Raw genomic sequence first — 26,633 nt, 5'->3', positions numbered from 1 at the left:
CCGTCTCTGCCTCCCACTCTGTCATCCGTCCGGCCCGCTCGCGTGCACGCCTACACTCGAAACGGCGAAGGGGGTGAACGGATGTCGACGATCGAAGAGTTGGATGCTGTCGCGCGCAGCGCCTTCGATCGAGCGCTCGAAGCCCTCGCCGGCCGCTCCGTCGCGGTGGTCACCGGCGCTGGGGTCTCCACCGATTCCGGCATCCCCGACTACCGAGGGCAGGGCGCTCCGGTGCGCACCCCGATGACCGTGCAGCAGTTCCTCTCCAGCGACGATGCGCGCCGCCGCTACTGGGTGGGCAGCCATCTGGGCTGGTACACCTTCGCTGCCGCCCAGCCCAATGACGGTCACCGCGCCCTCGCCCGCCTCGAGGAAGGCGGGGTGGCCCGCGGCGTCATCACGCAGAACGTCGACGGCCTGCACCTGCGCGCGGGAAGTCACCGCGTGGTGGAACTGCACGGCACGATGCGCCGCGTGTTCTGTCTGCACTGCGGACAGGTGTTCGACCGTCGCGACCTCGCGGCGCGGGTCGAGGCCGACAACCCCTGGCTCAGCGTCGGCGCCGACGTCATCCTCGGTCCGGACGGCGACGTGCGGCCCGAGAGCGTCGATGGTTTCCGCATCCCCGACTGCACGGTGTGCGGCGGCATGCTGAAGCCCGACGTGGTCTTCTTCGGCGAGTACATCCCGACCGAGAAGTTCCGCGAGGCCGAACAGCTGATCGCCTCCAGCGATGCGCTTCTCGTCGCCGGCTCGTCGCTGGTCGTCAACTCCGGCATCCGTCTCGTCGAGCGCGCCCGTCGTCGGCGACTCCCGGTCGTGATCGTGAACCGCGGGGCGACGAAGGTCGACGCGCGTGCCACGGTCAAGATCGACGCGGGCACGAGCGAGGTGCTCACGGCGTTCGCCGACGTCCTGACGCCGTCGCGGGATGCGGCGGACGCGGCCGAGGGCACCGGAACGGCTCGGTAGGCTCGAGGCGTGACGATCCTGACCCTCGTACGCCACGGCGAGACCGACTGGAACCTCGACGGGCGCATCCAGGGCTCGACCGACATCCCCCTCAACGACACCGGTCGCCGCCAGGCCCGTGCCGCCGGCGCCGCCTTGCGCTCGACGCTCGACGCCGACGCCCCGGTGGTGGTCGTCTCGAGCGACCTCTCGCGCGCTGCCGAGACCGCCGACCTCATCGCCGCCGAACTCGGCGCCGCCACGCCGGCCCGCTACCCGGGCGTGCGCGAGAAGGCCTACGGCGAGGCCGAGGGCATGAGCGTCGTGGATTTCCGCAAGCGCTGGGGCGACGGCACCACCTCGGTCGTCCCGGGCGCTGAGACCGGCGACGAGGTGCGCGATCGCGCGCTGGAGAGCCTGCGCGAGATCATTGAGCACGCCCGCACCGCGACTGCCCCCGCCGAGCCCGCGCTGGTGGTCGTGTCGCACGGCGCCCTCATCCGCGAGGTCATCCGCGCCGCCACGGACGGCGACCATCCCCGCCCCGGGGAGCGCCTGCCGAACGGATCGGCCCACACGTTCCTCATCGACGGCGATCGTCTGCGGCTCGTCTCGTACGAGGGCGCGGCGATCTCCTAGTCGCGCATCCTGCTAGCGTTTCGCGACATGACCGCTCTCGACACCGTCGACCTCGATCTGTTGCGCGCCCTGTCCGATGATCCCCGCGCGACCGTGGTCGCGCTCGCCGAGCGTCTCGGGCTGTCCCGCAACACGGTGCAGGCGCGCATGGCCCGTCTCGAGCGGGAGAACGTCTTCCTCTCCTATGAGCGCGTGCTCTCCCCCGATGCGCTCGGATTCCCGATCGAGGCCTTCATCAACGTGATGGTGCGTCAGGCCGAGCTGCCGCGGATCAAAGAGGCCCTGTCCCTCGTGCCGGAGGTCGTGCAGGCGCACGGGCTCAGCGGCCAGGTCGACCTGCTCGTGCGGGTGGCCTGCCGCGACGCGGAGCACCTGTTCGACACGGATGCCCGCATCCTCGCGATCGACGGTGTGGAACGCACCGAGACCTCGCTCGCCATGGGCGAGGTGATCGGCTACCGCGTGCGGCCCCTCATGGAGCTGGTACGACCGGCACGATAGCCGCTTCCCCGCGCGGGGAAGCGGTGCCCGCGGGGTCGAGCCGAACGAGCACGACGCCGCCGAGGATCAGCGCACCACCCACCAGCTGAACCGGGGCGGGCGCCTCGCCGATGAGCAGCCAGGCCACACCGACGGCGAACAGCGCCTCGGTGAGACCGACGAACGACGCGAGGCGGGCACCGATGCGCGAGGCGGCGATGACGCCCAAGCCGTAGCCGCAGACGGTGGCCACGAGGATGACCCACGTGATCGGCACGAACCACGGCAGGCTGACCCCGGCGAGCACGACGTCGACGGCGGGGGCGGCGAACGGCAGCACGCCGGTGACGCACAGGATCGCCATGATCACAGCGCCGATGATGAGGCCGCTCCCGGCGAAGGCGAGCGGCGGCATCGTGTCACCGGTGCGGGCGGACAGCACGAAGTAGCTCGCGAGGCAGATCGCCGAGCCGAGAGCGAAGAGAGTGCCGAGCAGGTCGAAGCTCCCGCCCGTCACATCGACCATCAGCACGAGTCCCGTGATCGCCGCGGCCGAGCCCAGCAGCACCACCCGCGAGGGCGTGCGGCGGGTGCGCGCCCAGGCGAGTCCGACGAGCAGGATCGGTGCGGTGTACTCGATGAGCAGAGCGACTCCGACCGGGATCCGCTGCATCGCGGCGAAGTAGAACAGCTGACACCCCGCCACGCCCGCGAAGCCGAACCCGACGATGAGTCGCCAGTGAAGCAGGAACGAGCGGTCGCGGACGACCGCGCTCACCACGGCCGGCAGCAGCACGATGGCAGCCCCCGCCATCCGCAGCAGCAGGGCGGCTCCGAGCGACCAGCCGCCCTCCAGCAGGGGCTTGACCACCGGCCCGCTCGAGGCGAAGGCGAGTGCTGACAGCAGCCCCAGGGTGAGCCCGCCCGCCGCGGCGGGTCGCACTGCCGGCAGCGTCGCGGTGTTCAGGGTGGTGGCCATGGCGGTCCCGACTGTCAGGAGTGTGGGGTGGGTACACTGGTGACACTAGCCGGGAACGATGTCAGGAGTCAACATGGTTTTCAACCATGACACCGAAGTATCCCTCGAGGCCGCCGCCGCCCTCGTGAACACGCTGCGCGGCACCTCCACCGACGACATCGACACCCTCCAGACGGTGGCCGAACTCGACCGCTTCCTCGATGCGCGTCCCTACACCGGTCGCCTCGACCGCGACACCGACGAGCTCGCCGCCGTCCGCAGCATCCGCGACCGCATCCACGCCTTCTGGGCGGCGGACCGCGACGGCGCCGTCCCCCTCGTCAACGCGATGCTGCGCGACGGCTCGGCGCTGCCGCAGCTCGTCTCCCACGCCGGCTCCGAGCAGTGGCACATCCACGCCACCGGCGATGATGCGCCGCTGCACACGCGCATCCTCGTCGAGACGGCGATGGCCATGATCGACGTCATCCGCGCCGACGAGTACGACCGGCTGCGCACGTGCGACGCGGAGGACTGCCTCTCGGTCTACGTGGATTTCTCGCGCAACAAGTCGAAGCGCTACTGCGACACCGGCAACTGCGGCAATCGCATGAACGTCAACGCGTACCGGCGCCGGAAGGCGACAGAAACCGCGTGATCGCGGCCGCCGCGACCGCGGGGGTCTCGTAGTGGATGAGGTGGCCGACGTCGGCGATCTCGACCAGTTCGGCCCGCGGGAACAGCGTTGCGAGCTCGCGCTCGGCCTCGATCGGGGTGATGTCGTCCTTCTGAGCCGCGACCAGCAGCGTGGGCTGCGCGATCCGGGGGGCGAAGGCCCGCACGTCGTTCGACACCGACGTCACGAACGCGTCGTGCAGCACCTCGCGGTCGGCGAAGCGTGAGAAGTACGCGTCGTGCTGTTCGTGGACGAATTGGCGGAGCTCGGGGTCGCGGGTCTTCGCCATCGCGACGCTCATCCCCCGCACGATGATGCGATTGCGCAGCAGCGCATCGCCGAGGGCCTGCGGCAAGCGGGCGCCGGCGGCGTAATAGAGCACGGCGAGACGGGTCAGGATGCCGCGGGGTCCCTCCAGTGCCGGAGCCCCGATCGGATTCACCAGCACCAGCGAAGGGGTGTCCAGACCGCCGGCGACGGCGGCTGCGGCGACGATCGAACCGAAGGAGTGCCCGAGCACCGTGGCTCCGGGCGCCGTGGCCGCCGCGAACGCGGTCAGCCACTCCACGAAGAGGTCGAGATCGTGCTGTCTCCCGGGGATCGGGGGCGTCTCGCCGAAGCCCGGGAGATCGGGCGAGAGCACTCGCACCCCGTCGAGATGGGCCACGACGGGCTCGAGGCCGTGGTGCTCGCCGCGGAAGCCGTGCACGGCGATCAGCGTCGACGGCGCGTCTGCGGCGCCGTACTCCCAGTACACGGTCGTCGACCCGAGCAGCTCGATCTCCCGCCGGATCACGGGCACTCGATCGAGCAGGGCGGCGTAGGGATTCGGCACCCGTCGAGTCTACGAGGGCGGCGGCGGAGCGCCTGCGAAGCGATGTCGGCGGCCGCCCCTACCGTGTGAGCATGTCCCCCGAACCGCTCGAGATGTTCGAGGCCCCCCGCTGGTCTCACGTCGTGGGCGTCTTCGACCTCGAGACGACCGGTATCGACGTCGCGAGCGACCGGACCGTCACCGCCCACGTCGGTCTGCTCGACGGCGACGGCGGCGTGCTGCACGCGCGCGACTGGCTGGCCGATCCTGGCGTGGCCATCCCCGAAGGAGCGAGCGCGATCCACGGCATCTCCACCGAGCATGCGCGAGCGGCAGGACGCGCGGCTCCCGAAGTTGTGGCCGAAGTCGTCGAGGCCCTCCGCGCGCTCTTCGCCGCAGGCATCCCGGTCGTCGCCTACAACGCGCCCTACGACTTCTCCCTGCTCCGATACGAGGCGCTCCGCCACGGTGTCGAACCGATCGAGCGGCCCTCACCGGTGATCGACCCGCTCGTGGTCGACAAGGCCTACGACCGCTGGCGACGAGGCAAACGCACCCTGTCGGTGGTCGCCGCCCACTACGCCGTGCGCCTCGACGACGCCCATCAGGCCTCCGCCGACGCCGTGGCCGCGGGCCGGGTGGCGCAGGCTCTCGCCGAGCGCTTCGCCCCGTGGCTGCCGCCGACCGCGGAAGAGCTGCACACCCGGCAGATCGCGTGGGCACGGGCGCAGGCGTCGAGCCTGACGGAGTACTTCATCAGCATCGGGCGGATCGATCCCGACGAGACGCTCGACGGCGGCTGGCCCATTCGGCATGGATGACGAAAGGCCCCGCCGGAGCGGGGCCTTTCTTGTGATGCCTGAGGTCGGGCGAAGCAGCCGATGAGGCTTACTTGGCGCCGAAGTTCTTGAAGCGCTGGTTGAACTTCTCGACGCGACCGGCCGAGTCCATGATGCGCTGCTTACCCGTGTAGAACGGGTGCGAGGCCGAGGAGATCTCGACGTCGATGACGGGGTATTCGACACCGTCCAGCTCGATGGTCTTGCTGCTCGAGACGGTCGAGCGCGTGAGGAAGGTCTCGCCGGAGCCGAGGTCGCGGAACACGACGGCGCGGTAGTCCGGGTGGGTATCAGTCTTCATGGGGTTCCCTTTGAGAGGTGGCGTCCTGGATTTGGCCAGGACCGTCAAAGTCTGCGGTGCGAGTGCACCAGCGACCGAGTCTACCAGCAGCGAGCGGTCCTGCGAAACGCGCTCAGGATGCGCGGGCGGCGTATCGTCCGCCGTCCGAGCTCAGCGTGATCGGCACGCCGAAGGTCTCGGTGAGGGTCTCGGCCGTCAGGGCGGTCTCGAGCGGACCGGCGGCCGTCACGGCGCCGTCGCGCAACAGCAGCACGTGGGTGAATCCGACGGGGATCTCCTCCACGTGGTGCGTCACCATGACCATGGCAGGCGTGGTCGGCGCCTGTGCGTACCCGCCGAGCAACGACAGCAGCTCTTCACGCGCCCCGAGATCGAGGCTCGCGGTCGGCTCGTCCAGCAGCAGCAGCTCGGGGTCGGTCATCACGGCCCGGGCGATCTGCACGCGCTTCTGCTCCCCGTCGGAGAGCGTGCCGAAGGTGCGATCAGCCAGGTGGTCGAGCTTCCACTCCGCGAGCACGCGCAGCGCGCGACGCTCGTCGATGTCTTCGTAGTCCTCGCGCCAGCGTCCGTAGACCGCGAACGCGGCGGTCAGCACGACGTTGAGCACCGTCTCCTGCGGAGGCACCTGACGGGCGGTCGCGGAGGAGGCGAACCCGAGCCGCGGGCGCAGTTCGAACACGTCGGTGCGACCGAGCTGCTCCCCCAGGATCGACACGGTCCCGGAGGTCGGATGCATCACCGCGTCGGCGAGTTGCAGCAGCGTGGTCTTGCCGGCGCCGTTGGGCCCGAGCACGACCCAGCGTTGCTCATCGGTCACCGTCCAGTCCACGTGCGAAAGGATTTCGCGGCCGTTCCGGCGGACGACGACGTCGGAGAACTCCAGGACCTGCGGCATGGGCCCAGCCTATCGGCCGCGGGCGATCAGCTCTGCGTAGAGCTCCTCCGTCATCTCGGCGATGCGCTCCCAGCTGAAGTCCGCGGCGGCACGCTCGCGACCCGCGCGGCCGTACTCGGCTGCGCGGGCGGGATCGGTCACGACCTCGGTCAGCACGCGCGCGAGGTCGTCGACGAAGCGCTCGGGGTCGACGGGGGTTCCGGTGCCGTCCTGCACCTGGTCGATCGGCACCAAGCGCCCGGTCACTCCGTCGGCGACGACCTCGGGGATGCCGCCGGTCGCGGTGCCCACCACGGCCGCTCCGCACGCCATCGCCTCGAGGTTGACGATCCCGAGGGGTTCGTAGACCGAAGGGCAGACGAAGGTGGTCGCCGCGGTGAGGACGGCGCACAGCTCGTGGCGTGCCAGGTGGCGGTCGATCCAGACCACCCCTTCGCGGGTCTGCTGCAGTCCGCGCACGAGTTCCTGCACCTCCGCCATGATCTCGGGGGTGTCGGGAGCACCCGCGCAGAGCACCAGTTGCACGTCCGGCGGCAGCTGCTCGGCGGCGCGCAGCAGGTAGGGCAGGCCCTTCTGCCGGGTGATGCGGCCGACGAAGACGACGGAGGGGCGGGCGGGATCGATGCCGTTCGCGGTGAGGAACTCAGCATCCTGAACCGGGTGCCATGCCTCGACGTCGATGCCGTTGTAGATGACCCGCACCTTCGCGGGGTCAAGGTCCGGGTAGCTGCGCAGGATGTCGCGCCGCATCCCGTCGCTGACGGCCACGATCGCCGCGGCGCCCTCGTAGGCCGTCTTCTCGATGAAGCTCGACACGGCGTATCCCCCGCCGAGCTGCTCGGCCTTCCAGGGCCGCAACGGCTCGAGGCTGTGCGCGGTGACCACGTGGGGGATACCGAACAGCAGCGAGGCGAGATGACCGGCGAAGTTGGCGTACCAGGTGTGGCTGTGCACGATGTCGGCCCCGGTGACGTCCGAGACGATCTCCAGGTCGGTGCCGAGCGTCTGGATCGCCCCGTTGGCATCGGCGAGTTCGGTCGGAACCGTGTACGAGGTGGTGCCGGATTCGTCACGGGCGGCGCCGAAGGCGCGCACCTCGACCTCGATCGATCGTCGAAGGGCGCGCACCAGTTCGGTCACGTGCACCCCCGCTCCCCCGTAGATTTCCGGTGGATACTCCTTGGTGATCACGTCGACGCGCATGAACCGAACGCTAGTACAGCTGTCAAGGGTGAGTCACCGTCTGGCCGGGTGGTGGAGGCGGGCCTAGGGTGGGGTCATGCCTGCAGCGCCGAAGGTCTTCGGAATCATTCTTGCCGGGGGTGAGGGCAAGCGGCTCATGCCCCTCACTGCCGATCGTGCCAAGCCCGCCGTCCCGTTCGGGGGCCAGTACCGCCTGATCGATTTCGCGATCTCGAACCTCATCAATTCCGGACTCCGCCAACTGGTCGTGTTGACGCAGTACAAGTCGCACAGCCTCGATCGGCACATCTCGCAGACGTGGCGCATGTCACCGATGCTCGGCGCCTACGTCGCGTCGGTGCCCGCTCAGCAACGCCTCGGCAAGCGCTGGTTCTCCGGCTCGGCCGACGCGATCCTGCAGAGCATGAACCTGCTGCTCGACGAGAAGCCCGACATCGTCGCGGTGATCGGCGCAGACCACGTGTACCGGATGGACTTCGCGCAGATGCTCGACGCGCACATCGCCTCCGGCGCGCGCGCCACGGTGGCCGGGATCCGCCAGCCCATCGGGCTGGCGAACCAGTTCGGCGTGATCGACGTCGACCCCGACGACCCGATCCGCATCCGCGACTTCCTCGAGAAGCCGCAGAACCCCGACGGCCTCGCCGACGCTCCCCACGAGGTGCTCGCCTCGATGGGCAACTACATCTTCGACACCGACGCGCTGATCGAAGCCGTCGAGTACGACGGCGAGCTGTCCACCTCGAACCACGACATGGGCGGCGACATCATCCCGTACTTCGTCGGACGCGGTGAAGCGGCCGTCTACGACTTCAAGCGCAACGAGGTGCCCGGCGCCACGGATCGCGACCGCACCTACTGGCGCGACGTGGGGACGATCGACTCGTTCTACGACGCGCACATGGACCTCATCTCCACGCTGCCGGTGTTCAACCTCTACAACACCGACTGGCCGATCTTCGCCCAGACGTTCAACTCGCCGCCGGCGAAGTTCGTGCGCGACTCGGACGGCCGCATCGGCAACGCGATCGACTCCATCGTGTCGCTCGGCTCCGTGCTCTCGGGCACGCACCTCGAACGCAGCGTCGTCGGCCCGTGGGCGCTCGCCGGCGGTGGCTCCACCATCACCGACTCGATCCTCTTCGACTACGTGCGCGTGGGGGCGGGGGCGCGCATCAACCGCGCCATCCTCGACAAGAACGTGATCCTCGCGGACGGCGCGACGGTCGGGGTGGACCGGGAGCACGACATCGCCCGCGGTTTCACCGTCACCGACAGCGGCATCACGATCGTCGGCAAGAACATGCGCGTCGACTGACGAGCTCGAGCAACCAACGAAGAAGCGCCCCGCATCGCGGGGCGCTTCTTCGTTGGTTCTCAGCCCGGGCGGTCGTCAGACGCCGACCCGTTCGAAGGCGTCGTGGCTGATGCCGCGGCGCAGCACCTCGGCCGACCACTCGCGGGCGCTGTGCAGGCTGTGGTCGCGGTAGTTGCCGCAGCTGAAGGCATCCACCCCCGGCACGTCGTCCCAGGTGGCCGTCTCGGCAATGAAGCGCAGCCCCTCGCGGATCGCGGTGACGACGTCGGCGATCGCCGGCTCGCCCCAGGTGATCATGTGGAAGCCGGTGCGGCACCCGAAGGGCGAGATGTCGATCACACCGTCGAGGTGGTCGCGCACGACGCTCGCGAGGGTGTGCTCGATCGTGTGCAGGCCGGCGGTGGGGATCTCGCCTTCGTTGGGCTGCACGAAGCGCACGTCGAAATTGGAGATGACATCACCGCGCGGACCCTGCTCGGTGCCGATCAGGCGGATGTACGGCGCCTTGACGGCGGTGTGGTCCAGGGTGAAGCTCTCGACGTCGGCCATGGGGGCCCCTTCCTCGGGTGACTCCCCATTCTCCCCCGCCGATCCGGCGCGGGAGCGCCGGGCCGTCATCGACCGTCACGCTACGCTCGAGCCCGTGCCTGCCGCCCGATTCCTCGTCGTCCTGGACGCCGATTCCACGCTGATCCGCAACGAGGTCATCGAACTGCTGGCCGACGAAGCCGGGCGTGGAGCGGAGGTCGCCGCAGCCACCGAGGCTGCCATGCGCGGCGAGGTCGACTTCGCGGAGAGCCTGCGTTCGCGGGTCGCCGCGCTCGCCGGCGTTCCCGTCGCGGCCTTCGCCCGCGTGATCGACCGGATCGAGCCCACGCCCGGGGTTCGCGAACTCATCGACGCGGTGCACGAGCGCGGCGGCCGCATCGGCGTGGTGTCGGGCGGATTCCACGAGATCCTCGACACCATCGCCCCGGCGCTCGGTGTCGACGTCTGGCGGGCCAACCGGCTCGACGTCGCCGACGGCGCTCTGACGGGGCGTGTGGCCGGGGCGATCGTCGACGGCGCGGGCAAGGTCACGACTCTGCGCGAATGGGCGCAGGATGCTGCGGTGCCCCGCGCGCTCACCGTCGCGATCGGCGACGGTGCGAACGACCTGCCGATGCTGGCAGCAGCGGGTCTCGGACTGGCGTTCAACGCCAAGCCCGCCGTGCGTCAGCGGGCGGACCTCGTCATCGGTTCGGTGGATCTCTCCCAGGTCATCCCGCTCCTGCCCTGACAGCCGACCTCTGGCCGATGTCGTCGCCCGCGAGTACCCTCGCGGCCATGGATGTCATCCTCGTTCCCGGACTCTGGCTCGACTCCTCATCGTGGGACGCGCAGCGCGCACCCCTCGAGGCCGCCGGACACACGGTGCACGCCCTGACGATGCCGGGTCTCGGCGAACCTGCCGCCGCGTCGAGCGGGATCGGCCTGGCCGACTGGATCGCCGCCACCGTCACGGCGATCGACGCTGTCGAGGGTCGCGTCGCCCTCGTCGGTCACAGTGGCGGAGGCAATGTCGTCTGGGGCGCCGCCGACGCGCGCGTCGAGCGGATCGAGCGCGTCGTGTTCGTCGACACGTTCCCACCCGCGGACGGCGGCGACATCAGCGCCTTCCCGGTCGTCGACGACGTCGTGCCCTTCCCCGGGTGGGAGTTCTTCGACGACGCCGACGTGGCCGACCTCGACGCCGCGACCCGGGAGCTGTGGCGGCCACGGATGGCCGCCGTACCCGCCCGGGTGCCCACCGACCCGATCGCCCTGCACGATCCCCGCCGCGTCGATCTGCCCGTCACGATGGTGACGGGCACCTTCCCGGCGGCGGCGATCGGCGACGTCATCGCCGATGCTCCCCCGTGGGCGGCCGAACTCGGGGCGCTCACGAACCTCGAGATCGTCGAGGTCCACTCCGGTCACTGGCCGCAGTTCACGGTGCCCGACGCACTCGCGACCGCACTGGTCGAGGCGCTCGCGCGCTGAAGCCGCGTCGCACGGAGAGTCGCGTGCGGCTCAGTGGCCCATCCCGAGGCCACCGTCGACGGGGATGACGGCGCCCGAGATGTAGGCCGCGGCATCGGAGGCGACCCACGTCACGACGCCGGCCACCTCGTCGGCGGTCGCGAAGCGTGCGGCGGGGATGCTGCGCTTGTACTCGGCCTGGGTCGCCTCGGGAAGCTCGGCGGTCATGTCGGTCTCGATGAAACCGGGGGCCACCACGTTCGTCGTGATGCCGCGGGCCCCGAGCTCGCGCGTGAGCGAACGGGCGAAACCGACGAGGCCGCTCTTGGAGGCCGCGTAATTCACTTGCCCGGCCGAACCCATCAGCCCGACCACGCTGGAGATGAGGATCACACGCCCCCACCGGGCCTTCAGCATCCCCTTGGACGCCCGCTTGACGACGCGGAACGCACCCCCGAGGTTGGTGGCGACGACGGAGTCGAAGTCGTCCTCGCTCATCCGCATCAGCAGGGTGTCCTTGGTGACGCCGGCGTTGGCGACCACGATCTCGACGGGGCCGAGCTGCGCCTCGACCTCGGTGAAGGCGGCATCCACCGCAGCGGCATCGGTCACGTCGGCACGCACGGTGAGGGTGCCCTGCGGACCCTCCCCCGATCGGGCGGTGACGGCGACGCGGTACCCCTCGGCCACGAACCTCTCGGCGATGGCGCGGCCGATGCCGCGGTTTCCTCCCGTGACGAGAACGACGCGATCGTTGGACATGGCACACTCCCGGGCCGGTGGACGGAACTGATCCAGCCTAGGCGACGCCCACGCACCCCCGCGGAAGCGCGGGAACGTTTGACAGGGCGGGGGCGCGCTGAAATTCTGAGGGTCAGCGATAGAGAGGCTCCCCGTGAGCAACAACGACCCGTACAGCACCCCCGCCTCCTACCCCGGGGCTCCCACGCCGCCTCCGGCGCCCGGCTCGTACACCCCGCCGGCGACGCCGGCCGCGTATTCCCAGCCGCCCTACACCGCACAGCCCTACGGCTACGGGTCGGCAGCGGGATACGGCTACCCCGCCGCGCAGCGGACGAACGCGCTCGCGGTGACATCGTTGGTCGCCGCCATCGCGGCGTTCGTGGTCGTGCCCGTGCTCGGATCGATCGTCGCCGTCATCACCGGCCACATCTCCTTGCGCCAGCTCAAGACGAGCGGCGAATCGGGGCGCGGCATGGCGCTGGCCGGAACGATCATCGGCTGGGTCGGTGTCGCCCTCGCCGCGCTCGGCGTGCTGCTGGTCATCCTGTGGTTCGGTCTGATCTTCGGCACGGTCGCCGATTCGTCGACCTACGACTACTCCTGAACTACCCGCACCGACGAACTACTCCTCGCCTGCCCGGGGCCGGTGCGGCGTACGCTGAGGGGACCGTGAAAACGACACCGCCCTCTGCCACATCTCTCCCGCGCGCGCCGCGGGATGAGGCCGAAGCACGCTTCGCCAAATACGCCATCACCATGGGTGTGCGCATCGTCTGCTTCATCGCGATGGTCGCGATCACCCCGTACGGCTGGTACACCTGGGTGCTGGGCGCGGCAGCCATCTTCCTGCCCTGGATCGCCGTCGTCGTCGCCAACGTCGGCGAGGAGATTCAGACGCCGGTGGCCGAGAATCCGGAACGGATGCTGGAGGCCCCGGCCCCCGTCGCCTCCACGGCGCCCGCCGCCGGTCCCACCGTCATCCGTATCAGCGAGACCCCGGCTGTGATCGCGCCGCCGAAGGACGCCGCGTGAGCAGCGCGCAGTGCTCGCGCGCGGGCTGCCGCGATGACGCCCGGTGGGTGATCGCGTGGCGGAACCCGCGCATCCACACCGCCGACCGCAAGAAACTCTGGTCGGCCTGCGACGACCACGTCGGCTATCTCCGCGACTATCTCTCGGCGCGTGACTTCCCGGTCGAGGTCTCGCCGCTCGATTCGGCGGGTCTGGCTCGGTGAGCGCTCGCGAGACCCCCGCTCTCGTGCGGTGGAGCGGATACGTCGCCGTGGCGATCGTCTTCGCCATCGCCTGCGGCTTCCTCTCGCACTGGCAGTTCAGCCGCAACGAAGAGCGTGCCCGACAGTTGGCGCTCGTGGAGAACAACTACAACCGCGAACCGGTCGCCCTCGGCACCGCTCTCGCGACGGGCGCCGAACTCGACCCCGCGGCCGAGTGGACCCCGGTCGAAGTCACCGGCACCTACCTGCCCGAGGAGCAGGTGCTGGTGCGCAATCGCCCGCGCGGGGGGACCTCGGCGTTCGAGGTCCTCGTGCCGTTCCGCCTCGACGACGGCCGGGTGCTCATCATCGACCGCGGGTGGGTGCCCCCTGGGGACCCCGAGCCCGTGCCCGAGAGCGTTCCTTCTCCCCCCGCGGGAGAGGTCACCGTGATCGTGCGCCTGCGCCCGGGCGAGGCGCTGCCGACCTCGGGCCGCACCGCCGACGAGGGCCAGGTGCCCACGATCAACCTTCCACTCATCAGCGGGATGGTCGCCTCCGGTTCCGCGGTGGAGACCGGCGCCTACGGCCTGATGGTGTCGGAGGACCCCACGCCGGCCGCCTCACCGAGCGCGATCGATCCCCCGACCGATGACCCAGGGCCTCACCTGTCGTACGCGGTGCAGTGGATCCTGTTCGCGGTGATGGGCTTCGCGTTCATCGGGTACGTCATCGTGAGCGAACGGCGCATCCGTCGCGAGGACGCGGAGGACGCAGCATCCGGAATCACCCGGAAGCGCCCGAAGCGCAAGCGCCGCGACCGCGACGCCGACGCGGAGGATGCCCTCATCGACTCCCCCGAGCCGGCCGAACGGCCGGATCAGGCGAGCGTGATCAGGTCGGCGTAGTCGCGACCCCAGATGTCTTCGACCCCGTCGGGCAGGATGAGGACGCGCTCGGGGTTGAGCGCCTCGACGGCTCCGGAGTCGTGCGAGACGAGCACCACGGCGCCCTCGTAGTGCGCGAGGGCACCGAGGATCTCCTCGCGGGACGCGGGGTCGAGGTTGTTCGTGGGCTCATCGAGCAGCAGCATGTTCGCGCTCGACACCACGAGCGTCGCGAGCGACAGTCGGGTCTTCTCGCCGCCCGAGAGCACTCCCGCGGGCTTGAGCACGTCGTCCCCGACGAAGAGGAACGAACCCAGCACCTTGCGGGCATCGGTGGCGGTGATATCGGGGGCGGAGGACATCATGTTCTCGAGCACCGAGCGGTTGACGTCGAGGTTCTCGTGCTCCTGCGCGTAATAGCCGATCTTCAGACCGTGACCGGGCTCGATCACCCCGGTGTCGGCGCGGTCGACGCCGGCGAGGATCCGCAGCAGCGTGGTCTTGCCCGCGCCGTTGAGACCCAGGATCACGACCTTCGATCCGCGGTCGATCGCGAGGTCGACGTCGGTGAAGATCTCCAGTGAACCGTAGGACTTCGACAGGCCCGTCGCCATCAGCGGCGTCTTGCCGCAGGGCGCGGGCTTGGGGAAGCGGAGTTTCGCGACCCGCTCCTCCTGGCGCACCTCGTCGAGACCGGACAGCATCTTCTCGGCGCGAGCGACCATCTGGTGCGCCGCGGCCGCTTTCGAGGCCTTCGCGCCGAAACGCGCCGCCTGCATCTGCAGCTGGGTGGCCTTCTTCTCCACGCCCGCGCGTTCCTTCTTGCGACGCTCTTCGTCGGCGACGCGCTGGCGGAGGTAGTTCTTCCAGTTCATGTTGTAGACGTCGATGATCTGACGGTTCGCGTCGAGGTAGAACACCCGGTTCACCGTCTCGCCGACCAGTTCCACGTCGTGACTGATCACGATGAGGCCGCCCTTGTACCCCTTCAGGAACTCGCGCAACCACACGACGCTGTCGGCGTCGAGGTGGTTCGTCGGCTCGTCGAGGATCATGGTCTGCGCGTCCGAGAAGAGGATGCGCGCGAGCTCGATACGGCGACGCTGTCCGCCCGAGAGGGTCTTCAGCGGCTGATCGAGGATGCGGTCGGGCAGGGAGAGGTTGTGCGCGATCGAGGCCGCCTCGGCTTCGGCCGCGTAGCCGCCCTGGGCCTCGAAACGCTCGGTGAGGTTGCCGTAGCGGCGCATGGCCTTCTCGGCGACGGCGGGATCGTCGTCGCCCATGAGGAGCGAGGTCTCGTGCATGCCGATCGCGAGGGAACCGAGGCCACGGGCATCGAGGATGCGCGTGCGGGCCAGCATCTCGGGGTCACCGGTGCGCGGATCCTGCGGGAGGTAGCCCAGCTCGCCCGAGCGCTCCACGGAGCCGGCGGCGGACAGCAGGTCGCCGGCGAGAACCTTGGTGAGGGTGGTCTTGCCGGCGCCGTTGCGGCCGACGAGTCCGACCTTGTCGCCGTCGCTCACACGGAACGACACGTCCGACATGAGGACGCGCGCTCCGACCCGGATTTCTAGGTCATGCACGGCGAGCACAGCGATCGTCCGATCTGTCGGTGGGAAAAGAACACAGGGCGGCGATGACCAGCCTCCTAGTATAAGCCCCGTGACCTCACTTGCTCTCGGCCAGCGCCGCCCCGTCCTCGCCGATGTCTTCGGCCGTCCGTCCTCCCGCGCGCGAGCGTTCGCGGTGGATGCTGCACTCGTCACCGCGGGAGCGGCGTTCGTCGCCGTGCTCGCCCAGGTCTCGGTGCCCCTCTGGCCGGTACCGATCACCGGGCAGACGCTCGGCGTGATCGTCGTCGGCGCAGCTCTCGGAGCGCGACGCGGCGCTGCGGCCCTGACCGCCTACCTCCTCGCCGGCCTCGCCGGCCTGCCGGTGTTCGCCGGTCTCACCGGCACGATCGCCGCGGTCGCCAAGCCCAGCTTCGGCTTCATCCTCGGCTTCGTCGTCGCCGCCTTCGTCGCCGGCTGGTTCGCCGAGCGCGCGTGGGACCGCCGCCCGCTCCTCGCCTTCGTGGGCTTCGCCCTGGCGAGCATCGTGCCGTTCCTCATCGGCGTGCCCTACATGGCGTTCATCCTGAACGGCGTGCTGGGGATGCAGCAGTCGCCCGAGCAGATCCTCGCCGCCGGCGTCACCCCCTTCCTCCTCGGCGGCCTCGTCAAGGCGGCGATCGCCGCCGCGGCCGTCCCCGCCGCGTGGGTGCTCGTGCGCCGGGTCGATCGCTCCCGCTGAGCCCCGCTCGAACGACGAAGACCCCGGATGCCGACAGCATCCGGGGTCTTCGTCGTCAGGCTCTGCGCCGCGTCGGTCAGCCCTTGGCGACGGCCGTGGCCTTCGCGAGCTGCTCGACCATGCTCGGCAGGATGAAGTCGACCGAGAGCGCGGTCGGCGTGATGGCCGCGACGTTCTCCTCGCCGACGATCGCGCCGACGGCGCCCTTCGCGACGGCCGGGATCAGCTTCGTGCGGTCGGAGGTCAGGAACGTCTGCAGGGCGTCTTCGGTCTCGGTCTGCGTGAAGACGACCTCGGCGTCGATCTGGTCGAGGTTCTCGCTCGAGACGGTCGTGTAGAACGTCGACTCGCCGGTATCGAGGGCGGTGACGGCCGGGGCGCTGACGAAGCCGAGGTCCTCGAGGATCTCCACGCGCGGGTCGGCCGGCAGGTAGAGGTAGAACGTGTCGACGTCGTCGGCGGCGTAGGCGATGCTCGTGCCCTCGAACTCGGGGTGCTCGGCGGCGGCATCGGCGATGGTCTGGTCGAGGTCGGCCAGCACGGTCTGCGCCTTGTCCTCGAGACCGAGGGCGGTGCCGGCATCGGTGATCACGTCGCGCCACGGCGTCGACCACAGGGCCTTCTCGGGGGCGAGCACGGGGATGCCGGCGGCGGTCACCGCGTCGTACTCCTCCTGCGTGAGACCCGAGTACGACGCGATCAGCACGTCGGGGTCGGTTGCGAGCAGTTCCTCCACCGACAGCTCGTAGGTCGCGCTGTCGAGGATCACGGGCGGCTCGCCGCCGAGCTCGTCGATCGCGTCCGACACCCAGGGAGCGATGCGGTCCTCGCCCCCGCCGTAGTCCATCGACGAGATCGCGACGGGCACGATGCCGAGCGACAGCACCGCGTCGGCGGCGCCCCAGCCCCAGGTCGCGACGCGCTCGGGCGCGGTGTCCAGCACGGTCTCGCCGTAGATGTGCTCGAAGGTGACGGGGAAACCGTCGCTCGCGGCGGGCGCCGAAGCGTCGGCCTCCGGGGTGGTTCCCGAGGAGCAGGCGGACAGGGTGAGTGCTGTGACGGCGGCCGCGGCAAGCAGGACGGCAGGTCGGAGGGTACGGGACATGGGTTTCCTTTCGTGAGCCTCTCGGCGACTCAGTCGCGGTCAGCGCCCGTGTGGGCGCCGCCGGGAACCGGGACGATGAGAGGGGTGCCGGTGAGGGGGTCGGGGATGACGAGAGCGTCGAGGGCGAATGCCTCGGCGATCACGTCGCGGGTGAGGGTCTCGGTGGGCGAGCCGTGGGCGACGACGCGCCCCTCGCACATGACGATGAGGTCGTCGGCGTAGCGGGCGGCGAGGTTCAGTTCGTGCAGCACGACCACGATCGTGGTGCCCTCCGTGCGGTTGAGGTCCACGAGCAGCTCGAGCACCTCGAGCTGGTGGCTGAGGTCGAGGAACGTGGTCGGCTCGTCGAGCAGCAGGATCTGCGGGTTCTGCGCGAGCGCCATGGCGATCCACACGCGCTGGCGCTGACCGCCCGAGAGATCTCCCACCGGTCGGTCGGCGAGGGCCGCGACCCCCGTGCGCTCCATCGCCTCGTCGACGTGGCGGGTGTCGGCCTGCCCCCAACGCTGGAAGACCCCGCGGTGCGGGTGCCTCCCCCGCGCGACGAGTTCGGCGACGGTGAGGCCGTCGGGGGCGGTCGGCTGCTGAGGCAGCAGCCCGACGGTCTGTGCGAACCGGCGCCGGGGGATCTCGGTCACGTCGACGTCGTCGAGCAGCACGCTCCCGCCCAGGGGGGCGTGCGCACGGGAGAGGGCGCCGAGAAGGGTGGACTTTCCGCAGGCGTTCGCCCCGATGATCATCGTCACCCGACCGGGGGCGATGTCGAGGTCGAGACCCTCGATCACCCGACGGCCGGGGTACCCGGCGTCGAGCCCTCGAGCGGACAACCGGGGCGCGGGTACGGCGTTCACAGCTGCCGTCCTTTCGTGGAGGCCAACAGCCAGAGGAGGAACACGGCGCCGAGCGCGCCGGTGACGACCCCGACGGGGAGCGAGAGGCCGGGGAGGGCGAACTGGGCGACGAGGTCGGCGCTGACCAGCAGCACCGCACCCGTGAGAGCGCTCGCGGCGATGCCGAGCGCGCCGTGCCCGAGCAGGGACCGTGCGATCGCGGGAGCGCACAGGGCGACGAACGCGATCGGGCCGGCGAACGCGCAGGTGACGGCGGTGAGCAGCACCGCGCTGATGACGGCGAGGAGGCGGACGGTGCTGAGGCGCACGCCCAGGCCGGAGGCGGTCTGCGCACCGAGCTGCGTGATGGGCAGCCACCGCGCGGACAGCACGACACCCGGAAGCGCCACCAGCGCGACGGCCGCGACCACGCCGACCTGCCACCACGCGGTGGCCGACAGCGACCCCGTCATCCAGAGCAGCGCCGACTGGGCGAGTTCGACCTGGGCGCGCACCAGCAGGTAGTTGGTGACGGCGACGCACAGGAAGGACGCCCCGATGCCGGCCAGGATGACGCGGAACCCGGTCTCGCCCTGGCGGTGACCGGCGACGAGCAGCAGCGCCGCGACCACGAGCCCGCCGCCGAAGGCGGCGGCGGCCAGCACGGGGCCGGTCGTTCCCACGATGAGCAGCACGAACACCGCGGCGACGCTCGCTCCCCCGCTGATGCCGAGCAGGTCGGGACTGGCGAGCGGGTTGCGCAGCAGGCTCTGCAGCAGCGCTCCGGCGATGCCGAGGCATCCGCCCACGACGATCCCCATGAGCACGCGAGGCAACCGCACCTGGAAGAGCACGTACTGCTCCACCCGTTCCCCACCGCCCCAGAGGGTGCGCCAGAGCTGGTCGGGCGCGAGCGGGTAATCGCCGGTGGACATCCCGACCACGGCGACGACGGCGAGCAGCACGGCGAGGCCGGCGTAGATGAGCGTGCGTCGGCGGCGGACGTGGGCGCGCACCGCCTCGAAGGAGGACGGCCGCGGCGGGCGGAGGGGGGTCGCCACCCCGGCGCTGATCTCGCGATTGATCACAGCGCCACCTGCTTGCGGCGCAACACGAGCGCGATCAGCACGGGGGCACCGACGAAGGCGACGAGCACACCGGCCTGCACCTCGCCGGGCGGGGCGATGACGCGGCCGAGGATGTCGGCGATGAGCAGCAACGACGCGCCCACCGGGGCGCCGATGAGCAGCAGGCGGCGGTGATCGTCGCCGACGAGCGCCCGCAGGGCGTGCGGCACCAGCAGCCCGACGAACACGATGGGCCCGGCGAGCGAGGTGGCGCCGCCGCACAGCAGCACGGTTGCGATGATGCCGAGGGTGCGGGTGCGGGTGACGTTCTGCCCGAGACCGGCGGCGGTGTCGGTTCCCAGCGCGATGAGATCGAGGCCCCGCGCACAGGCGAGGGCGAGCACGCCGCCGATGAGCAGCGGGAGCGCGACGACGGCGACCGTGTCGATCCCCCGCACCGTCAGTCCGCCGACCGCCCAGTAGCGGTACACGTCGAGGGCGGTGATCGAGGTGGTGAGGATCAGCGAGGTGACCGCGAGGAGACCCGCCGTCACGGCTGCTCCCGTGAGGGCGAGTTTGGCGGGGTTGTCGCCATCGGGCCCTCGGGTGCCGATCACGGCGACCACGACGGCCGCGATCGCAGCTCCCGCGAAGGCGAACCAGACGAAGCCGGACGGCTGCGTGATGCCGAACAGGGTGATCGCGAGCAGTACCGCCACCGAGGCGCCGGCGTTGATTCCGAGCAGACCGGGGTCGGCGAGCGGATTGCGCGTGAGGCCCTGCATGACGGTGCCGGCGAGGGCCAGGGCGCCACCCGCGCAGATCCCGACGAGGGTGCGCGGGATGCGCTGACCGAGCACGACGACGTGGTCGGCGAGCTGCGGGTTCGGGGCGACGATCGCCTCCCACACCACCGAGGGGGCGATGGGGCGCGCACCGACCAGCAGGCTGACGATCACCGTCACCGCGAGCAGTGCGAAGGCGCAGACAGCCGTCACCCGGATACGCCGGGACCGTGCGGTGCGGTTCATTCTTGGCGTTCAGACTGGCCGAGACGCCAGTACCCCATGAAGGCCACGCGGCGGCGATCGACGCCGTGCGTGGAGACGAGGAGGCGCCGGAGGCTCTTCACCGTCGCCGCTTCCCCTGCCATCCAGGCGTAGAACTCCCCCTCGCTGTCCTCGGGGCTGTCCCACAGCAGCTCGAGGTCGACGTCGAGGTCGGCGACGAGCTGAGGACGCGGGGATGCTGCCTGAGCGAGCACCGCCGGGGAATCCCGGCACCACTGCTCGAGAGCTGCCCGCAGCTGTGCGCCGTGCTCGGCGCCGTCCCGCGCCAGCCAGGTGACGCGGAAGCGCGGCGGAAGATCGAACGGCACGACGTCGTCGGCGGTCGGCACCTCGAGGAAGGCGTCGACCTCGTGGTCCTCGCCGAGTGCTTCGAGGATCGCACCCACGGCGGGTACCGCCGTCTCGTCGCCCGCGAGCAGGATGCGTCGTGCGGTGCCGGGGTGCCAGTCGAGGCCGAGGTGGGACTGCTCGCTGCGCGCGTCGGGCCCGACGAGGAGGAGCTCCTGGCCCACCTGGGCCTTCATCGCCCAGGCTCCGGCGGGGCCGGGATCGTGGTGAACCACGAAATCAATGTCGACCTCGCACGCAACCGGGTCGACACGGCGGATCGTGTAGGTGCGGAGCGGACTGCGCTGGTCGGTGGGTGTCTCGCGCCACCGCTGGAACCACAGTCCCGAGGCCATCGCCTCTTCGTCGTCCGCGCCGATGTCGCTGAACGTGCCGTCCGGGAGCGGCAGGATCAGCTTCACCCGTTGGTCGTGACCGGCGGTGCCGAAGTGCTCGAAGGCCTCGCACCCGAAGGTGATCCGCACGAACGAGGGGGTCAGCGACCGGACCGCGCGCACTTCAGCGCGGTACGGCCGGTACGACGGTCGACTCAGCAGGGTGGGGGCGGGAGGCACTCTGTAAGGTTAGCCTTACCTGTCCTTGCCGTCCAACCGGGCCGAGTCGGATGCTTCGACGTCAAACGACCGGGATGCGCTGTCACCGCGGCGCGGCGAGTTCTCCCATCCGGGTGACGGCCTCGGTCAGCACCTCGGGCGAGCATCCGAAATTGATGCGGATGTGCCCGGCCCCCTCGGCGCCGAACAGGGGCCCGAGGTGGAAGGCGACGTCGGCCTCTCTGCGGATCTTCGCGGCGGGGTTGTCCCCCCACCCGAGCGCGGAGAGATCCACCCACGCCAGGAACCCCGCATCCGGAATGCGGTACCGCGCGCCCGGAACGTGCTCGGCGAGCAGTTCGGCCAGGAGCCGCCGGTTCTCGTCGAGGGCCGCCAGCAGGGAGTCGAGCCAGGGATCGCTCTCGGGCGAGAAGGCGGCGACGCCGGCCAGCGCCCCGAGGATCCCCGTCCGCCACTCGACTTCCGAGGGGAGCGCCTTCACCACGGCGGCCGTACGCTCGTCGGCCGACACCATCAACGCGCATTTGAGTCCCGCGAGGTTGAAGGCCTTGCTCGCGCTGGTCACCGCATAGCCGACGCGCGCGGCATCGGCCGAAGCATCCAAGAACGGCGTGAAGGCCACATCCGGCTGCACGAGCGGTGCGTGGATCTCGTCGCTGATGACGGCGGCCCCGTGCCGGGAGGCGATGGCCGCGAGCTCGGCGAGGTCGGCCCGCGAGTGCACGGTGCCCGTCGGGTTGTGCGGGTTGCACAGCAGCACCGCGCGAGCACCCTCGGCGAGAGCACGGTCGATACCGGGCAGATCGAGTCGCCACCGCTCCCCCGTGTCGGTGAGCGGTACGCGCACCACCTCGGCTCCCGCCTCGACGACCGTGTCGAAGAACGGCGGATACACGGGCGGGGTGATCACGACGGCGTCGCCGGGGTTCGTCACCGCGCGCAGCAGCTCCACGACGCCGACCATGACATCGCCCGTCGTGCGCACGCGTGCGGGGTCGACCTGCCAGCCGAAGCGTCGGGCGGCGAACCCGGCGTAGGCGCGCGCGATCCCGGTGTCGGGTGGCGTGTAGCCGGTGTCACCGAGGCGCACCGCCCGCTCCAGCACCCGGGTGACCTCGGGGGCGAGAGCGAAGTCGGTCTCGGCGACGAAGAGCGGCAGCACCTCCGGCGGGTAGGTGCGCCACTTCGAACTGGAGCGTTGCCTCAGCTCGTCGAGCGGGAGGGCACGCAGGGGTGTCGCACTCATCCATCGAGCCTACTCACGCCGCCGCGCGGCGCGCGAAGACGTCGTCAGATGGCGAAACCGAGGGCGCGCATCATGTCGCGCCCGTCGTCGGTGATGCGCTCGGGGCCCCACGGCGGCATCCACACCCAGTTGATGCGGAAGCGGTCCACCACCGAGTCCAGCGCCTGCGCGGTCTGCTCCTCGAGCACATCGGTGAGCGGGCAGCCGGCGGAGGTCAGCGTCATGTGGATGACCAGCGCGTCGTTCTCGTCGTCCCACGCGAGGTCGTAGATGAGGCCGAGGTCGACGACGTTGATCCCCAACTCGGGATCCATCACGTCCTTGAGCGCCTCGGTGACCTCGTCGTACTTCTCGGCGGTGATCGTTGCGGTCATGTAACGATTCTACGCTTCCACCGGGCCGTCGGCCGGGATGAACCGGTCGTAACCTTCGGCTTCGAGACGGTCGGCGAGCTCGGGGCCGCCCTCTTCCACGATGCGACCCGCGACGACGACGTGCACGAAGTCGGGGCGGATGTAGCGCAGGATGCGCGTGTAGTGGGTGATCAGCAGCACGCCGAGGTCATTGGCCTGCTTGGCGCGGTTGACACCCTCGGACACGATCTTCAGCGCGTCGACGTCGAGGCCGGAGTCGGTCTCATCGAGGACGGCGATCTTCGGCTTGAGCAGCTCGAGCTGCAGGATCTCGTGACGCTTCTTCTCGCCGCCCGAGAAGCCCTCGTTGACGTTGCGCTGGGCGAACTTCTCATCCATCCGCAGGTTCTTCATCGACGCCTTGACGTCCTTGGTCCAGGAACGGATGCTGGGTGCCTCGCCGTCGACCGCGGTCTTCGCGGTCCGCAGGAAGTTGGTCACGGTGATCCCGGGGATCTCGACCGGGTACTGCATCGCGAGGAAGAGCCCGGCGCGTGCACGCTCGTCCACCGTCATCATCAGCACGTCGGCGCCGTCGAGGGTGATGGAACCGCTCGTGACGGTGTACTTGGGGTGCCCGGCGATCGTGTAGGCCAAGGTGGACTTGCCCGAGCCGTTGGGGCCCATGATGGCGTGCGTCTCACCGGTGCGGATCGTCAGGTTGATGCCGTTGAGGATCGGGCTGGCTCCGGCTTCCGTCTGCACGGTGACGTACAGGTCGCGGATCTCGAGAACAGTCATGTCGCTTCTTTCGTCAGTTCGTCGCGCGCAGGACCGTCGGGTCGATCAGAACGTCGTCCCCTTCGATCGTCACGGCGTACACGGGTACCGGCTCGTAGGCCGGGAGGTTGAGGGGGTGACCGGTGCGCAGCGAGAACGCCGAGCCGTGCGCCCAGCACTCCAGCGTGTCGCCGTCGACGAACCCCTCGGCGAGCGAGACGTCGCCGTGGGTGCAGTTGTCGCCGATCGCGTGCACTTCGCCCTCGGCGTCGAGCACGACGGCCATCGCGACGCCGTCGACCTCGAAGCGGACGGCAGCATCCTGCTCGAGCTCGCTGAGGGCGCAGACCCGTGTCGCGCTCATGCGGGGAGTCCTTCCGCGAGCTCGCGCTCGATGGCCGCGGTCAGTTCGACCACGAGTTCGGGCACCGTGATGCGCTGCACGATCTCGTTGAGGAAGCCCACTACGACGAGGCGGCGTGCCTCGTCCTCGGAGATCCCGCGCGCCTGCAGGTAGAAGAGCTGCTCGTCGTCGAAGCGACCGGTCGCGCTGGCGTGACCGGCGCCGACGATGTCGCCGGTCTCGATCTCGAGGTTCGGGATGCTGTCGGCGCGTGCGCCGTCGGTCAGCACGAGGTTGCGGTTCGCCTCGTAGGAGTCCGTGCCGGCGGCATCCGGTCCGATGAGGACGTCGCCGATCCAGACGCTGCGTGCATTCTCGCCCTGCAGGGCTCCCTTGTAGAGCACGTCGCCGGTGGTGTGCGCACCCTTGTGGTGCAGGTAGACCTGCGATTCGAGGTGCTGACCGGCGTCGGAGAACGACAGGCCGAACAGACGGGCCTGCGAGCCCGCGCCCGACAGCTCGACCGAGGGGTTCACGCGCACGACGCCTCCGCCGAGACTGGCGACGACGTGCGTGAGGCTCGCGTCACGATCGACGCGTGCCTGGTGGGTGGCGGCGTGCACCGCGTCGTCGCTCCAGCGCTGCACGGTGATGACCGTGAGCTGGGCGCCGTCGCGCACGATGATCTCGACGTTCTGCGCGTAGGCGGCGGATCCCGAGTGGTAGAGCACCACGGTGCCGCGCGAGTTCGGCATCGCCTCGATCACGATGTGCGAGTCGGCGCGACGGTCGGCGCCGAGGCCCACCAGGTCGAGGCGCACGGGCTCGTCGACCTCTTCGTTCTGGTTGAAGCGCACGTGCACGGCGTCGGTCGAGCGCTGCCAGGCGAGGGCGGCGACGATGTCTTCCGGCCGGAAGAACTCACCGCGGACGGGTGCGTCCAGACCAGAGGACGCGACGAGGTGCGCGGTGGTCGCGGTGTCGATGCGCAGGGCAGGCTCGGCGCCCTCGTCGAGGGGCGCCGGGTCGTCCAGCAGCAGACCGAGCCGGTTGATGGGGGTGTGCTTCCAGTTGACCTCGCGCCCGGTCGGGGCACCGAAATCGGCGGGCTCGAACGAATGGGGTCGCTCGGACCGGGTCTGGATCGGGCGGGCGCGCACGGCCTTATCGCCCCATCCCCCGTCGGTGTGTGCGGTGCTCCCCGGGAGAGGGGTGGTGGTCGTCGTCATCTAGCCGACCGATCCTTCCATGCCCATCTCGATGAGCTTGTTGAGCTCGAGCGCGTACTCCATCGGCAGTTCGCGAGCGATCGGCTCGATGAACCCGCGCACGATCATGGCCATCGCCTCGTCCTCGGGGAGGCCGCGCGACTGCAGGTAGAAGAGCTGCTCCTCGCTGACCTTCGACACCGTCGCCTCATGACCGAGCTGCACGTCGTCGACACGGATGTCGATCGCCGGGTAGGTGTCGGAGCGCGACTTGGTGTCGACGAGCAGAGCGTCGCAGCGCACGGTGTTCGCGGAGTGGTGGGCGTTGGCATCGACGCGCACCTCACCGCGGTAGCCGGCGCGACCGCCGCCTCGGGCGATCGACTTGGAGACGATCGAGGACTGCGTGTACGGCGCCATGTGGATCATCTTCGCGCCGGCGTCCTGGTGCTGGCCGGGGCCCGCGAACGCGACGGAGAGGGTCTCACCCTTGGCGTGCTCGCCCACCAGGAAGATGGACGGGTACTTCATCGTCACCTTGGAGCCGATGTTGCCGTCGACCCACTCCATGGTCGCGCCCTCGTGGGCGATCGCACGCTTGGTGACGAGGTTGTAGACGTTGTTCGACCAGTTCTGGATCGTCGTGTAGCGAACGCGGGCGTTCTTCTTCACGATGATCTCGACGACGGCCGAGTGCAGCGAGTCGCTCTTGTAGATCGGCGCCGTGCAGCCCTCGATGTAGTGCACGTACGAGCCCTCGTCGGCGATGATCAGCGTGCGCTCGAACTGGCCCATGTTCTCCGTGTTGATACGGAAGTAGGCCTGCAGCGGAATGTCGACGTGCACGCCCGGGGGCACGTAGACGAACGACCCACCCGACCAGACGGCCGAGTTGAGCGCAGAGAACTTGTTGTCACCCGACGGGATGACCGTGCCGAAGTACTCGTCGAAGAATTCGGGGTGCTCGCGCAGAGCGGTGTCGGTGTCCATGAAGATGACACCCTGCTCCTCCAGGTCCTCGCGGATCTGGTGGTAGACGACCTCCGACTCGTACTGGGCGGCGACACCGGAGACCAGGCGCTGACGCTCCGCCTCCGGGATGCCCAGACGCTCGTAGGTGTTGCGGATGTCTTCGGGCAGCTCCTCCCAGGAGCCGGCCTGCTTCTCCGTGGAGCGGACGAAGTATTTGATGTTGTCGAAGTCGATCTCGCTGAGGTCGGCGCCCCACGTGGGCATCGGCTTGCGCTCGAAGAGCTGCAAGGCCTTGAGCCGGTTCTTCAGCATCCACTCGGGCTCGCTCTTCAGCGCGGAGATGTCGCGCACGACGGCTTCGGTGAGGCCACGGCGCGCGCTGGCGCCTGCAGCATCCGCATCGTGCCAGCCGAACTCGTACACCCCAAGCCCCTCGAGCTCGGGCCGGTCGATCAGTACATCGGTCATGACGTTCCTCTCCTCTCGGGCCGCAACGGTGTCATCCGTCCAGACATTCCCCTTCTCACGGTGTTCCGAGGAAGGGG

At 69.9% G+C, this 26,633-nt stretch carries 32 protein-coding genes; 13 read left to right on the top strand and 19 right to left on the bottom strand.

Annotated elements, in window-relative coordinates; translation table 11 throughout:
• The first annotated feature begins 81 nt into the window (after positions 1–81).
• The 3 genes from ACFXP5_RS01640 to ACFXP5_RS01630 are packed head-to-tail and all read left to right on the top strand — an operon-like array spanning position 82 to position 2,091.
• The gene (locus tag ACFXP5_RS01640; RefSeq protein ID WP_394526432.1) at positions 82–972 is read left to right on the top strand and encodes a Sir2 family NAD-dependent protein deacetylase; all 891 of its coding nucleotides are present in this window, start codon (positions 82–84) and stop codon (positions 970–972) included.
• 9 nt (positions 973–981) lie between these two features.
• Positions 982–1,590: a histidine phosphatase family protein gene (locus ACFXP5_RS01635; RefSeq protein WP_394543247.1), complete on the top strand. Its 609-nt coding sequence runs from the start codon at positions 982–984 to the stop codon at positions 1,588–1,590.
• A gap of 27 nt (positions 1,591–1,617) precedes the next feature.
• On the top strand, positions 1,618–2,091 hold the full coding sequence (locus tag ACFXP5_RS01630) for an Lrp/AsnC family transcriptional regulator (RefSeq protein WP_394526429.1): 474 nt from the start codon (positions 1,618–1,620) through the stop codon (positions 2,089–2,091).
• Here the strand turns inward: ACFXP5_RS01630 and ACFXP5_RS01625 are convergent.
• A complete protein-coding gene (locus ACFXP5_RS01625; RefSeq protein ID WP_394526427.1) occupies positions 2,063–3,049 on the bottom strand; it encodes an EamA family transporter in 987 nt (328 codons plus the stop codon). The two genes, ACFXP5_RS01630 and ACFXP5_RS01625, sit on opposite strands and share 29 nt — an antisense overlap.
• A gap of 73 nt (positions 3,050–3,122) precedes the next feature.
• Between ACFXP5_RS01625 and ACFXP5_RS01620 the strand changes: the two genes are divergently transcribed.
• On the top strand, positions 3,123–3,686 hold the full coding sequence (locus tag ACFXP5_RS01620; protein ID WP_394526426.1) for a CGNR zinc finger domain-containing protein: 564 nt from the start codon (positions 3,123–3,125) through the stop codon (positions 3,684–3,686).
• On the opposite strand, the gene ACFXP5_RS01615 is transcribed toward ACFXP5_RS01620, so the two are convergent.
• Positions 3,646–4,539, bottom strand: a complete 894-nt coding sequence (locus ACFXP5_RS01615; RefSeq protein ID WP_394543246.1) for an alpha/beta fold hydrolase — start codon at positions 4,537–4,539, stop codon at positions 3,646–3,648. The two genes, ACFXP5_RS01620 and ACFXP5_RS01615, sit on opposite strands and share 41 nt — an antisense overlap.
• Positions 4,540–4,610: 71 nt before the next feature.
• On the opposite strand from ACFXP5_RS01615, the gene ACFXP5_RS01610 reads away from it, so the two are divergent.
• Positions 4,611–5,339: a 3'-5' exonuclease gene (locus tag ACFXP5_RS01610; protein WP_394543245.1), complete on the top strand. Its 729-nt coding sequence runs from the start codon at positions 4,611–4,613 to the stop codon at positions 5,337–5,339.
• A gap of 67 nt (positions 5,340–5,406) precedes the next feature.
• Here ACFXP5_RS01610 and ACFXP5_RS01605 read toward each other — a convergent pair whose 3' ends face one another.
• The 3 genes from ACFXP5_RS01605 to glgA all read right to left on the bottom strand — a co-directional run bounded on the left by ACFXP5_RS01605 (position 5,407) and on the right by glgA (position 7,756).
• Positions 5,407–5,658, bottom strand: coding sequence for a type B 50S ribosomal protein L31 (locus ACFXP5_RS01605; RefSeq protein ID WP_394526421.1), 252 nt, complete (start codon positions 5,656–5,658; stop codon positions 5,407–5,409).
• Positions 5,659–5,770: 112 nt separating this feature from the next.
• Positions 5,771–6,553 (bottom strand): ABC transporter ATP-binding protein, encoded by a 783-nt coding sequence (locus tag ACFXP5_RS01600; RefSeq protein WP_394526420.1) that lies wholly within the window; start codon positions 6,551–6,553, stop codon positions 5,771–5,773.
• Positions 6,554–6,562: 9 nt separating this feature from the next.
• Positions 6,563–7,756, bottom strand: a complete 1,194-nt coding sequence (gene glgA, locus ACFXP5_RS01595; protein ID WP_394526418.1) for a glycogen synthase — start codon at positions 7,754–7,756, stop codon at positions 6,563–6,565.
• Positions 7,757–7,832: 76 nt separating this feature from the next.
• Between glgA and glgC the strand changes: the two genes are divergently transcribed.
• Positions 7,833–9,074 (top strand): glucose-1-phosphate adenylyltransferase, encoded by a 1,242-nt coding sequence (gene glgC, locus ACFXP5_RS01590; RefSeq protein ID WP_394526416.1) that lies wholly within the window; start codon positions 7,833–7,835, stop codon positions 9,072–9,074.
• 75 nt (positions 9,075–9,149) lie between these two features.
• Here the strand turns inward: glgC and ACFXP5_RS01585 are convergent, their stop codons facing one another.
• Complete coding sequence (locus ACFXP5_RS01585; RefSeq protein WP_394543244.1) at positions 9,150–9,623, bottom strand: S-ribosylhomocysteine lyase; 474 nt, start codon at positions 9,621–9,623, stop codon at positions 9,150–9,152.
• 94 nt (positions 9,624–9,717) lie between these two features.
• Between ACFXP5_RS01585 and serB the strand changes: the two genes are divergently transcribed.
• Together serB and ACFXP5_RS01575 are read left to right on the top strand one after the other, a co-directional pair.
• The gene (gene serB / locus ACFXP5_RS01580; RefSeq protein WP_394543242.1) at positions 9,718–10,353 is read left to right on the top strand and encodes a phosphoserine phosphatase SerB; all 636 of its coding nucleotides are present in this window, start codon (positions 9,718–9,720) and stop codon (positions 10,351–10,353) included.
• A gap of 47 nt (positions 10,354–10,400) precedes the next feature.
• Positions 10,401–11,096 carry an alpha/beta fold hydrolase gene (locus tag ACFXP5_RS01575; RefSeq protein WP_394543241.1) on the top strand — a complete coding sequence of 232 codons (696 nt, stop codon included), beginning with the start codon at positions 10,401–10,403 and terminating at the stop codon, positions 11,094–11,096.
• 30 nt (positions 11,097–11,126) lie between these two features.
• Here the strand turns inward: ACFXP5_RS01575 and fabG are convergent, their stop codons facing one another.
• Positions 11,127–11,837, bottom strand: coding sequence for a 3-oxoacyl-ACP reductase FabG (gene fabG / locus ACFXP5_RS01570; protein WP_394526409.1), 711 nt, complete (start codon positions 11,835–11,837; stop codon positions 11,127–11,129).
• Positions 11,838–11,970: 133 nt separating this feature from the next.
• Between fabG and ACFXP5_RS01565 the strand changes: the two genes are divergently transcribed.
• The 4 genes from ACFXP5_RS01565 (at position 11,971) to ACFXP5_RS01550 (ending at position 13,941) form a co-directional block, all read left to right on the top strand.
• Positions 11,971–12,423, top strand: a complete 453-nt coding sequence (locus tag ACFXP5_RS01565) for a DUF4190 domain-containing protein (RefSeq protein ID WP_394526408.1) — start codon at positions 11,971–11,973, stop codon at positions 12,421–12,423.
• 65 nt (positions 12,424–12,488) lie between these two features.
• On the top strand, positions 12,489–12,851 hold the full coding sequence (locus tag ACFXP5_RS01560; RefSeq protein ID WP_394543240.1) for a DUF3099 domain-containing protein: 363 nt from the start codon (positions 12,489–12,491) through the stop codon (positions 12,849–12,851).
• Positions 12,848–13,054, top strand: a complete 207-nt coding sequence (locus ACFXP5_RS01555) for a hypothetical protein (protein WP_394526404.1) — start codon at positions 12,848–12,850, stop codon at positions 13,052–13,054. The genes ACFXP5_RS01560 and ACFXP5_RS01555 overlap by 4 nt, the downstream gene beginning before the upstream one ends.
• Positions 13,051–13,941, top strand: a complete 891-nt coding sequence (locus ACFXP5_RS01550) for an SURF1 family cytochrome oxidase biogenesis protein (protein WP_394543239.1) — start codon at positions 13,051–13,053, stop codon at positions 13,939–13,941. Before ACFXP5_RS01555 ends, ACFXP5_RS01550 begins: the two co-directional genes overlap by 4 nt.
• On the opposite strand, the gene ACFXP5_RS01545 is transcribed toward ACFXP5_RS01550, so the two are convergent.
• Positions 13,914–15,512: an ABC-F family ATP-binding cassette domain-containing protein gene (locus ACFXP5_RS01545; protein ID WP_394526401.1), complete on the bottom strand. Its 1,599-nt coding sequence runs from the start codon at positions 15,510–15,512 to the stop codon at positions 13,914–13,916. The genes ACFXP5_RS01550 and ACFXP5_RS01545 overlap by 28 nt on opposite strands.
• 70 nt (positions 15,513–15,582) lie before the next feature.
• Between ACFXP5_RS01545 and ACFXP5_RS01540 the strand changes: the two genes are divergently transcribed.
• Entirely contained in the window at positions 15,583–16,212 is a 630-nt protein-coding gene (locus ACFXP5_RS01540; RefSeq protein ID WP_394543238.1) for a biotin transporter BioY, read from the top strand.
• A gap of 76 nt (positions 16,213–16,288) precedes the next feature.
• Here ACFXP5_RS01540 and ACFXP5_RS01535 read toward each other — a convergent pair whose 3' ends face one another.
• The 11 genes from ACFXP5_RS01535 to sufB form a co-directional block, all read right to left on the bottom strand.
• Complete coding sequence (locus tag ACFXP5_RS01535; RefSeq protein WP_394543237.1) at positions 16,289–17,317, bottom strand: ABC transporter substrate-binding protein; 1,029 nt, start codon at positions 17,315–17,317, stop codon at positions 16,289–16,291.
• 29 nt (positions 17,318–17,346) lie between these two features.
• Entirely contained in the window at positions 17,347–18,168 is an 822-nt protein-coding gene (locus ACFXP5_RS01530) for an ABC transporter ATP-binding protein (protein ID WP_394526395.1), read from the bottom strand.
• Positions 18,165–19,235 (bottom strand): FecCD family ABC transporter permease, encoded by a 1,071-nt coding sequence (locus ACFXP5_RS01525; protein ID WP_394543236.1) that lies wholly within the window; start codon positions 19,233–19,235, stop codon positions 18,165–18,167. Before ACFXP5_RS01525 ends, ACFXP5_RS01530 begins: the two co-directional genes overlap by 4 nt.
• On the bottom strand, positions 19,232–20,212 hold the full coding sequence (locus tag ACFXP5_RS01520; protein ID WP_394526392.1) for a FecCD family ABC transporter permease: 981 nt from the start codon (positions 20,210–20,212) through the stop codon (positions 19,232–19,234). The genes ACFXP5_RS01525 and ACFXP5_RS01520 overlap by 4 nt, the downstream gene beginning before the upstream one ends.
• A gap of 29 nt (positions 20,213–20,241) precedes the next feature.
• Entirely contained in the window at positions 20,242–21,186 is a 945-nt protein-coding gene (locus ACFXP5_RS01515) for a siderophore-interacting protein (protein ID WP_394543234.1), read from the bottom strand.
• 82 nt (positions 21,187–21,268) lie between these two features.
• Positions 21,269–22,432 (bottom strand): MalY/PatB family protein, encoded by a 1,164-nt coding sequence (locus ACFXP5_RS01510; protein WP_394543233.1) that lies wholly within the window; start codon positions 22,430–22,432, stop codon positions 21,269–21,271.
• Between the two features lie 44 nt (positions 22,433–22,476).
• Positions 22,477–22,806 carry a metal-sulfur cluster assembly factor gene (locus ACFXP5_RS01505; protein WP_394526387.1) on the bottom strand — a complete coding sequence of 110 codons (330 nt, stop codon included), beginning with the start codon at positions 22,804–22,806 and terminating at the stop codon, positions 22,477–22,479.
• Positions 22,807–22,815: 9 nt separating this feature from the next.
• The gene (gene sufC, locus ACFXP5_RS01500) at positions 22,816–23,586 is read right to left on the bottom strand and encodes a Fe-S cluster assembly ATPase SufC (RefSeq protein WP_394526386.1); all 771 of its coding nucleotides are present in this window, start codon (positions 23,584–23,586) and stop codon (positions 22,816–22,818) included.
• A 13-nt stretch (positions 23,587–23,599) separates the two neighbouring features.
• The gene (locus ACFXP5_RS01495; RefSeq protein WP_394526385.1) at positions 23,600–23,929 is read right to left on the bottom strand and encodes a non-heme iron oxygenase ferredoxin subunit; all 330 of its coding nucleotides are present in this window, start codon (positions 23,927–23,929) and stop codon (positions 23,600–23,602) included.
• A complete protein-coding gene (gene sufD / locus ACFXP5_RS01490) occupies positions 23,926–25,137 on the bottom strand; it encodes a Fe-S cluster assembly protein SufD (protein ID WP_394543231.1) in 1,212 nt (403 codons plus the stop codon). Before sufD ends, ACFXP5_RS01495 begins: the two co-directional genes overlap by 4 nt.
• On the bottom strand, positions 25,138–26,556 hold the full coding sequence (gene sufB, locus ACFXP5_RS01485; protein WP_394526381.1) for a Fe-S cluster assembly protein SufB: 1,419 nt from the start codon (positions 26,554–26,556) through the stop codon (positions 25,138–25,140).
• Between the last annotated feature and the right edge of the window lie 77 nt (positions 26,557–26,633).

This window comes from Microbacterium hanjuni, assembly GCF_043556395.1.
Classification (GTDB): domain Bacteria; phylum Actinomycetota; class Actinomycetes; order Actinomycetales; family Microbacteriaceae; genus Microbacterium.
This window is presented reverse-complemented; position numbering and strand designations above follow the sequence as displayed.